At 69.3% G+C, this 9219-nt stretch carries 6 protein-coding genes and 2 pseudogenes; 5 read left to right on the top strand and 3 right to left on the bottom strand.

The genetic code is table 11. The annotated features are described in order from the left end of the window. From H4N64_RS43375 to H4N64_RS43395, 5 genes and pseudogenes are all read left to right on the top strand, one after another. Positions 1-538 (top strand): annotated as a pseudogene (locus H4N64_RS43375) (2-oxoacid:ferredoxin oxidoreductase subunit beta); the annotation flags it as partial. 35 nt (positions 539-573) lie between these two features. Continuing rightward, positions 574-1890 carry a cation:proton antiporter domain-containing protein gene (locus H4N64_RS43380; protein WP_186288136.1) on the top strand — a complete coding sequence of 439 codons (1317 nt, stop codon included), beginning with the start codon at positions 574-576 and terminating at the stop codon, positions 1888-1890. 20 nt (positions 1891-1910) lie between these two features. Next, positions 1911-3047 carry an acyl-CoA dehydrogenase family protein gene (locus tag H4N64_RS43385; RefSeq protein WP_186288141.1) on the top strand — a complete coding sequence of 379 codons (1137 nt, stop codon included), beginning with the start codon at positions 1911-1913 and terminating at the stop codon, positions 3045-3047. Further along, positions 3044-4525: an amino acid adenylation domain-containing protein gene (locus H4N64_RS43390; RefSeq protein WP_186288137.1), complete on the top strand. Its 1482-nt coding sequence runs from the start codon at positions 3044-3046 to the stop codon at positions 4523-4525. Before H4N64_RS43385 ends, H4N64_RS43390 begins: the two co-directional genes overlap by 4 nt. Next, positions 4525-5043, top strand: a complete 519-nt coding sequence (locus H4N64_RS43395; protein WP_186288138.1) for a flavin reductase family protein — start codon at positions 4525-4527, stop codon at positions 5041-5043. The genes H4N64_RS43390 and H4N64_RS43395 overlap by 1 nt, the downstream gene beginning before the upstream one ends. 138 nt (positions 5044-5181) lie before the next feature. Here H4N64_RS43395 and H4N64_RS43400 read toward each other — a convergent pair whose 3' ends face one another. From H4N64_RS43400 to H4N64_RS43410, 3 genes and pseudogenes are all read right to left on the bottom strand, one after another. Continuing rightward, on the bottom strand, positions 5182-6864 hold the full coding sequence (locus H4N64_RS43400) for an NAD(P)/FAD-dependent oxidoreductase (protein WP_186288139.1): 1683 nt from the start codon (positions 6862-6864) through the stop codon (positions 5182-5184). A 114-nt stretch (positions 6865-6978) separates the two neighbouring features. Further along, the gene (locus H4N64_RS43405) at positions 6979-8637 is read right to left on the bottom strand and encodes an NAD(P)/FAD-dependent oxidoreductase (RefSeq protein ID WP_260860400.1); all 1659 of its coding nucleotides are present in this window, start codon (positions 8635-8637) and stop codon (positions 6979-6981) included. Positions 8638-8660: 23 nt separating this feature from the next. Then, a pseudogene (locus H4N64_RS43410) lies at positions 8661-9219 on the bottom strand (FAD-dependent oxidoreductase); the annotation flags it as partial.

A 9219-nucleotide genomic window follows, 5' to 3' on the forward strand; every position in this document is an offset into this window, starting at 1 on the left:
TCTGGCGATCGGCGCGGAGGCCTCCTTCGTCGCGCGGACCGTCGACTCGGACCGCAAGCACCTCACCGAGGTCCTGCGCGCCGCCCATCAGCACCCGGGCACCGCGCTGGTGGAGATCTACCAGAACTGCAACATCTTCAACGACGGCGCCTTCGAGGTCCTCAAGGACAAGCAGCAGGCGCAGGAGTCAGTGATCCGTCTGGAACACGGCCGGCCCATCCGCTTCGGCATGGACGGCGCCAAGGGCGTCGTACGCGACCCGGCCACCGGCGATCTGGAGGTGGTCGAGGTGACCGCGCGGAACGAGGACCGGATCCTCGTCCACGACGCCCGCTCGGCCTCCCCCACCACCGCCTTCGCCCTGTCCCGCCTCGCGGATCCGCAGACCCTGCACCACACGCCGATCGGCGTCTTCCGGGACGTCGAACGGCCGGTCTACGACACGACGATGGCCGACCAGCTGGACGCCGCCATCGAACAGAACGGCAAGGGCGACCTCGCGGCCGTCCTCGCCGGCAGCGACACATGGAGCCGCTGATCCGTGCCCGCCCCGCCCGTAGTTAAGGAGACCCAGTGAGCTCTCTCGCTGCCGCCAACTCAGAGTGGCTGACCACAACAGTGATCGGCGGCGTCGCGCTGACGCTGTTGGTGGGCGTCGCCTTCGCCATCGGTGCCCGCCGCATTCGCCAGCCCGCAGTCGTCGGTGAGATCGCCGCGGGCATCTGCCTGGGCCCGAGTCTGCTCGGTCTGCTGCCAGGAGATCTACCGGAAAAGTTCTTCCCGGCCGAGGCGCGGGCCCATCTGGGCACCGCGGCCCAGATCGGCCTCATCCTCTTCATGTTCGTCATCGGCTGGGAGTTCGACGGCACGAGCTTCAGCGGACGCCGCAAATCCACCGGCATCATCTGGCTGAGCTCGATCGCCTGCCCGCTCGCCCTGGGCATGGGCCTGGCCGCACTGATCTACGGCACCTACGGGACGGTGAACGGCAAAGAGGTCGGGATGTTCGAGTTCACCCTCTACCTCGGCGTGGCCATGTCGATCACGGCCTTCCCGGTACTGGCCCGCATAGTCGCCGACCAGGGCCTGCAGTTCAGCCGGGCCGGCGCGCTCTCACTGGCGCTGGCGGCGGCCGACGACGTGCTGGCCTGGTGCATGCTCGCCCTGGTCGTGGCGCTGGTGACGGCCTCCGGCACGGGCGCGTTCGTCACGATGCTGCTGTGGTCGCTGGTGTACGTCGCCGGGATGCTGTGGATCGTCAGGCCGCTGCTCGCCAAGGTCTCCGCCAAGCTGCCGCAGTCGGCGGGCCCCTACATCATGGTCTTCGCCGCGTGCGGTGCCTTCGGCTCCGCCTGGCTCACCTCGGAGATCGGCATCCACGCCATCTTCGGCGCGTTCTTCTTCGGTCTGGTCATGCCGCGCGACCGCATGCTGATGCAGTCGGCCTTCGGTCCGATGGAGAGCGCCAGCAAGTTGCTGCTGCCCCTGTTCTTCGTCGTGACCGGCCTGTCCGTCGACCTCACCACGATGACCGGCCAGGGTCTGCTCGTGCTGCTGGCCGTCATCACGGTGGCCTGCCTCGGCAAGCTCGGCGGTGTGGCGATCCCGGCCAAGCTGACCGGGATGAACTGGCGGGACGCCACCACGCTCGGACTTCTCATGAACACCCGCGGTCTGACCGAGCTGGTGATCCTCAACGTCGGTCTGCAACTGGGTCTGCTCACCGTCGAGCTGTTCAGCGCCATGGTCATCATGGCGCTGGTCACGACCGCGATGGCCGCGCCGCTGTTGTCCGCCCTGCTGGCCCGGTCCAACGAGCGCGCCCATGAGGAGCTGCTGAAGTCCCGGCCCGCACTCGAGCAGGACTCCGTGCTCACCACCCCAAAGTGACTGAAAGGCAGGCACGCGCCATGGATTTCGCCTGGTCCGAGGAACAGCGACAGGCATACGACCGCACCCTGGCCGCCGTACGTGAGGCGTTCCCCGCGGGCGACGGCACGGCCGAGTACTACGACCGGGGCGACTGGAAGCAGCTCGGCAAGCTCGGTCTGCTGGGTCTTTCCGTGCCGGCCGAGTACGGCGGTGGCGGGCTCGGTGCCCTGGACACGGCGCGGCAGGTGGAGGCCCTCGGCCGCGGCTGTGACCGCACCGGTCTGGTCTTCGGCGCCTCGGCGCATCTGTTCGCCTGCGCCATGCCGATCGTCGACTTCGGCAGCCCGGCCCTCAAGTCCCGGATCCTGCCGGGGATGTGCTCGGGCGAGCTGATCGCCGGAAACGCGATGACGGAGGACGAGGCCGGCTCGGACGTCTCCCGGCTCGCCACGGTCGCCGAACGCACCGACGGCGGCTGGATCCTCAACGGTGAGAAGAGCTTCGTCACCAACGGGCCGGCCGCGGACGTGTTCACGACGTATGCGACGACCGACCCCAAGGCGGGCTATCTGGGCGTCACCGGGTTCGTGGTGGAGCGTGACGCGCCCGGTCTGACGGTCGGTGAGCCCTTCGAGAAGATGGGCATGGCCCATGTCCCGGCCGGGCGGCTGAAGTTCGACAACTGCTTCGTGCCGGACGACCAGATCCTCGGTGAGGAGGGCCAGGGCGGCTTCATCTTCCAGCACTCGATGGGCTGGGAGCGGTGCTGTCTGTTCGCCGGGTTCCTCGGGCTCGCCGACCATCTGCTGGACCGGGCCGTGGAGCAGGCCCGTACCCGCAAGCAGTCGGGGCGCCGGATCTCCCGCTTCCAGGCTGTGTCGCACCGGATCGCGGACATGAAGCTGCGCACCGAGAGCGCCCGGCTGCTGCTGTACCGGGCGGCCTGGGAGATGGACCGGGGCGGCCCGGCCACCCTGTGGATCGCCCTGTCCAAGCTGGCCGTCTCGGAGGGCGTGATCTCCACCGCGCTGGACGCCATCCGGCTCTTCGGCGGTCGCGGCTACCAGCGCTCCGAGGGCATCGAGGCTGCCCTGAGGGACGCGGTGCCCTCCGTCATCTTCTCCGGCACATCGGACATCCAGCGCGACATCATCTCCAGGGAGCTGGGACTATGAGCACCAACGTCAGCCTGCACCGCCTGCTGTACGACTCCGCCCGGCGCCACCCGTACGCCGTGGCGGTGCACGGGGCGGACGGCCCCGTCGACTACCGCACGCTCGACCGTCGCGCGGATCGGTATGCCGCGGCCCTGCTGGAGAGCGGGGTGGGGGTCGGCGACCGGGTGATCATCTGGAGCCACAAGAGCGTCGACGCCATCGCCGTGATGCAGGCCGCGCTGCGCATCGGCGCCCTGTATGTGCCGGTCACCGGCTCCAACCCGCCCGCGAGGGTGGCCCGGATCGCCGCGGGCTGTGAGCCGAAGCTGGTCGTGGCCGACGCGGGCGGCGTGGAGCGGGCCCGGGCGGCGGAGTTCGACGCTGCGCCGCTGGCCGGCTTCGAGGAGCTGTTCGGCCGGGCCGAGGACGGCGCGCGTCCGACGCAGTACCGGAACGAGCCGGACGACCCGGCGTACATCCTCTACACCTCGGGTTCCACCGGTGAGCCCAAGGGCGTGATGATCAGCCACCGCAACGCGCTGGCCTTCGTCGACTGGGCGGTCGAGGAGCTCCAGCTCAGCGTCTCCGACCGGCTGTCGAACCACGCGCCGTTCAACTTCGACCTCTCGGTCTTCGACCTGTACGGCGCCTTCGCCTCCGGCGCCTCGGTGCATCTGGTGCCCGAGGAACTGGCCTACGCCCCGCTGCAGTTGGCGGAGTTCATGCGGCAGCGGCTGATCACCGTCTGGTACTCGGTGCCGTCCGCGATCAGCCTGATGATGCGGGAGGGCGGTCTGCTGGACGGGCCTCCCCCCTCCGCGCTGCGGGTCTGTCTGTTCGCCGGTGAGCCGTTCGCCATCCACCACGTCCAGGAGCTGCGCAAGGCCTGGCCCGGGGTGCGGCTGCTGAACTGGTACGGGCCGACCGAGACCAACGTCTGCACGTCCTACGAGGTCACCGAGGCCGACCTGAAGCGGGAGTCGCCGCTGCCGATCGGCACGGCCTGCTCCGGCGACACCGTCACCCTCGACGGGCCGGAGGGCGGTGAGGGCGAGGTCGTCGTCACCGGCCCGACGGTGATGCTGGGCTACTGGGGGCGCGGCCCCCACGAGGGTCCGTACCGCACCGGCGACATCGCGCGCCTGGACGCGGACGGGAACCTGGAGTACGTCGGACGCCGCGACCACATGGTGAAGGTGCGCGGCAACCGGATCGAGCTGGGCGAGATCGAGGCTGCCATCGGCACCCTCGAATCCGTCGCCGAGGTGACGGTTCTGGTGATCGGCACCGGCCTCACGTCCCAACTGCACGCGGTCGTCGTCCCCTCGCCGGGGCAGCGGCCCTCCCTGCTCGCCATCAAACGCCGTTGTGCGGAAAGGTTGCCCACCTATATGAACATCGACCGTTTGCACATCGCAGAGGATCTGCCCAGGACGCCGAACGGCAAGCTCCACCGGGCCGCGCTGGTCACGGCCGTAGAGGCGGGTGAGCTGTGATGCAGACCGCCATGCCCACGCTGGCCCAGTCCGTCGACATCCAGCTGTTCCGTACCGTCATGGCGTCCCTGGCCAGCGGAGTCTCCATCGTGACCACACTCGACAAGGAGGACGAGCCGCGCGGTCTGACCTGCTCCGCGGTGTGCAGCGTCTCCGTTGACCCGCCGCTGCTGCTGGCGAGCGTCAGCAACCGCAGCGGCACGCTTCAGGCGGTGCTGGACCGGGCCCAGTTCTCGGTCAACATCCTCGGTTCGCAGGGCCAGATGGCCTCGCAGCTGTTCGCCTCCGGCGCGACGGACAAGTTCGAGCGCGTCCGCTGGACCCCGGGCCCGGAGACGGGCACCCCGCTGCTGGCGGTCACCGTGGGCCACGCGGAGTGCGAGCTGCACGACGCGGTGGAGGCCGGCGACCACACCCTCCTGATAGGCCGGGTGGTGGGCGGCGGCACCGCGGAGGACCGCTTCCCGCTGACCTACTGGCGCGGTTCCTACGCCCGACTCCTCCCCAACGCGGCGTAGTCACCCCGGCCCAGCCTCCCCTCCCGGCCCGCCACCGAACTCGGTGGCGGGCTTCGGGCTTTACGGACCGGGGCCTGCACACACCACGACGCCGCCCCCTTGTGAGGGGGCGGCGTCATGTCTGGGAAGGAGGTGCGGTCAGCGGGATGTTGCCGACGTCACCGAGGTCACGTTGTCGCGGGTCAGCAGGCGGCGGAAGTCCGCGGGGGCCGAGGTCTTGACCCACCACAGCATCTTCAGGCGCTTGGGGATGGTGAAGTGGTAGACCTTGGCCTCGGGATCGCCGAAGGCGTACAGCGGGGGGATGAACTTCTCCCGGCGCAGTTCGGCGAAGATGCCGTCGGCCGCCGGCGCGGCCGTGAGTTCGCCGGCGCCCACGCGCTCGATCGTCCGCAGCGAGCGGTCGATGATGCCGCGCAGCCCCTCGGGTACGTGGAACCAGATGCCGCCCAGCTCGAAGCGCTCCACCGGCGTCCAGTCCCGGCCGGCGCTCGCCTCGACGTCAAGACGGGCCCGCTTGAGCGAGAGGTCGGCGAGGATCTGCCACAGCAGCCAGACCCGGGAGAAGGCGTTCCAGAGCCGGAAATCCTGGCTCGCGATACGGGCGCCGGCCAGCCACCGGTCGTTGAAGGCGGCGAGCTCGTCCTGGAAGGCGGCGATGCGGGCGAAGGGCGCGGGCGAGAAGTCGTCGCGCCGAACCGCGGGGACGAGGGCCGTGGCGAGGGCGTGGACCAGCTCCGCGGCCATGGTGACGTCACGGGAGAGGAACATGTCGTTGCGTGCCGCGGTCCGCTCCAGCGCGAACCAGCGCTCGCCGTGGCTGCGGGCGGCGGTGCGCTGCCACAGGGGGGCGTTCGTCCAGGGCCGTACCGACTGCGCGGAGGCGAACTGCCGGGCCAGATCGGGGTATTGCTCGACCACGGCCCGGAAGGCCTTCTCGGGGTCCTCCGGAAGGTGCTCCCAGCGGCCGGGGTCGAGGCTGAGCGTCACGCCGGTGGCGGGGTTGCCGCCGTCGCGGTGGTTGTCGAAGCGGACGAGCTGAATCCAGCCGCCGTCGAAGATGTGGTGCACGGTGCCCTGGGACCAGGGGGTGGTGCGCGGGTACTCCGAGGGGCTGCGTACCTCCTCGAAGCGGGCGACGCCCGTCATATGGGTGGCGATGACCCGGGAGCGAAGTCCGAGCCGCGGCTCGGCGTCGTCGCCACCGTTGCGCGCCAGCAGCGGGGAGTCGGGACCGCTGACGTCCACGAGGTAGCGGGCGCGCCAGATGTGACCGTCGCTTGTCTCGACCCGGGCCCCGTCCGGGTCGGTCCACGCGTCGGTCATATGCACGCCGTGCGGCAGGACGGCCGCGCCGTAGCGGTGCGCCAGGCGCACGGTGTACATGTCGACGCCGCGGCGCTCCAGGTGCCACTCCGCGTGCTCGCCGGGGACGTTGAACTGCACGCTCTCGTCGGGGCGTTGTTCCTCGCCGGTGCGGTGGTAGAGGAAGCCGAGGCTCTTCTTGATGCCGCTGTCCCGGCGGATGTCCTCGGGCAGGTCCGGGAAGAGGCCGAAGGCCGCGATCTCCGGGATGCCGAAGCGCTTGGCCAGCAGCAGGAAGACCTCGGCCGTGTACGGGACCGTGGTCTCCCCGGAGGCCTCGGTGCGGTCGTGTGCGGCCGGTACCAGCAGGACCCGCACGCCCTGCTTCGACAGCACGGCGCCGAGCAGGCCGCCTGCGAGCGTGCCGCCGAGGATGGCCACGTCATATTTCTCCGCGGGATCGGGGGCCCGGGCGCTGCCCGGGTCGGGCAGCGCGGACGCCTGGGATTTCGTCACGCTCTCCTCCAGATGTCTGGCATGTCATTCGGGTACGGCGCGAGTGCGCCGTCACAACCCTGTGGCCGGCGGGACATGACGTCCCGCCGGCCGCGAGCGGGCCCCCTCGCCCGCTCAGAAGATTCGCTTGCCCTTCACGAAGTGCTTGATCGCCTCGACCGCGGTGCCCACCATGTACGGCCGCATGTCCTCGGGCGCCTTGGTGCGGGACCACAGCAGCATGTTGCGCAGCCGCTTCGGGCTCGGGTCGATGAACCTGACGTCACGCTGTGCGATCTGCAGGGACGGCGGAATCCAGTCGGCCTTGCGCATCTTGGCGAACAGCTTGTCCGCGGCGTCCTGGGAATCCATCTCCCCGGCTTCGACGGCCTCGCAGTAGTCGGCCATCTCGTCGAAGATCTCCCGGTACTCGGGCTTGTCCGGCCACCACAGACCGGGGCTCGGCACGTCCTCCATCGCCTTCCAGATCTCCGGGTCGTTCTGCCGCCGGGCCTTGAGGTCCTCATGGATGACGCGGAAGGCGCCGGGCAGGGAGCCGTAGCTCCAGATCCGGAAGAGGGCGTTCCACAGGTCGTAGTCGGAGAAGCTGATGAACGCGGAGTTGACCAGGCGGTCATTGAAAGTGAGCAGGTTCTGCTCCAGCTTCTCGACGTACTCGAACTGCGCCGGGTCGAAGTCGTCCCGCTTCAGTGCCCGGATCAGCCGCCAGGCGAGCACGTTGAGGATCTCCGCGGTGTTGGAGAGACCGCGTGAGAACAGCGGGTCGACGAAGCCGGCCGCGTGCGGCAGCAGGACCCAGCGCTCGCCGACGACCTGCTTGGACGAGTACTGCAGCCGGCCGGTGCTCACCCACGGACGGACACTGCGCGCGTTGGCCAACTGCCGCTTGACCAGCGGGAACCGGTCGACGTGGTGCCAGAACTCCTCCTCGGCCGTCATGTCGCTGGGCTTGGGGTAGCGACGCGGGTCGAGCTGGAGGCCGACGCTGCACAGCGGGTTGGTGCTCTTGGGGTGGTTGTCGAACGGGATGATCCAGAACCATCCGCGCTCGAACATGTGGTGCATCGTGCCCTCGTGCCAGGGCCGCGGGGGCACATCGTTCGGTCCCATGCGGGTGTGGTCGTCGACGCGGTCGACGTTGATCATGTGCGTGAAGATCGAGCGGGCGTGGTGCTTGAGCCGACACGGCTCGTCACGCAGGCCCAGCTGTTCGGCGAGCGGCGAGCGGAAGCCACTGCCGTCGACGACGAAGCGGGCCCGGTGAGTCGTACCGTCCTCACCGATGACCGTGACGCCGTCGTCGTCGAAGTCCACCTTGTCGACGCGGTAGTTCTGCAGGGCCTGGCAGCCGTACTTCAGGGCCACATGGAACAGGTACTGGTCGATGTCCTGGCGGAAGTAGTGGCTGGCCAGGTGGAGGACCTTCGGCAGCCGGAACTGGTTGATCTCCCGCGGGTCGGGCTCCTGGCCGTCGCGGTGGATCATGAAGCCGAAGTGCCGCTTCAGGCCGGAGGACGTGCTGATGTATTTATTGCACTCCTCCAGGCTGCCGAGGTGACCGATCTCCGGCACGCCGTAGCGGTGGGCAAGCATCCTCAGGTGGACCAGCGTGTAGCCGACGGTCGACTCACCGATGGCGAACCGCGGATGGGAGCCGGCGTCCATGAGCAGGACCTTGTTCCCGGCCTTGGCCAGGATCGCGCCGAGGACGGAGCCGGCCAGGCCGGTGCCGAGGATGACGACGTCGTAGGTGTCGTTGGATTGCTGCTTCATCTCACTCCTCGTCTCGGTGGCCATCAGCTCGCGCTCGCGTTCCGCTGCTTGATGACCCGGCCGATCACCGGCCAGTACGCGGCCATGTGCTTCAGCTCCTCGGTGACCTTGAACTCCTCCTTGTCGAACCGCTTGCGCAGGAAGAGGGTGAGACCGTCATAGACCAGCTCGCCGATCTCGTCCGGGGCGTCCTTCTTCGCCCACTGCAGCGTCTGGAGGACCTTGAGTGTGGTGGCGTCCGTCCAGTGGTTGTCGGGGTCGGCGAGACCGAAAGCGGGCGGCACGAAGTCGGCCGCGCGCAGCTGCGCGAGGATCTCCTCCGAGGCGTCGCGCGGGTCGACCGCCCCCTTCTGGACCTCCCGCACCAGGCTGCTGACGTTCTTCAGCAACCGGCGGACCGGGGCGTAGTCGGGGATGGCGCCGTCGGGTGCCTGGCGCTCCAGCCGTTCGAGGCCGGCCGGGTCCCGGCGGTCCAGGTACGTGGCGTAGGCACGATTGATCTCGAAGGTGGCGAGGATCTGGCCGAGCGACCACACGCGGAACCAGGCGTTCCACAGGAACCAGCTGCCGAACGAGGTGTAG

It is taken from the genome of Streptomyces cupreus (assembly GCF_014257025.1).
Classification (GTDB): Bacteria; Actinomycetota; Actinomycetes; order Streptomycetales; family Streptomycetaceae; genus Streptomyces; species Streptomyces cupreus.

Bases quoted from the DNA above. Each gene is read 5' to 3' on its own strand.
- H4N64_RS43385 (WP_186288141.1), top strand. From the start codon at position 1,911: ATGGATTTCGCCTGGTCCGAGGAACAGCGACAGGCATACGACCGCACC.
- H4N64_RS43390 (WP_186288137.1), top strand. From the start codon at position 3,044: ATGAGCACCAACGTCAGCCTGCACCGCCTGCTGTACGACTCCGCCCGG.
- H4N64_RS43395 (WP_186288138.1), top strand. From the start codon at position 4,525: ATGCAGACCGCCATGCCCACGCTGGCCCAGTCCGTCGACATCCAGCTG.
- H4N64_RS43405 (WP_260860400.1), bottom strand. From the start codon at position 8,637: ATGAAGCAGCAATCCAACGACACCTACGACGTCGTCATCCTCGGCACC.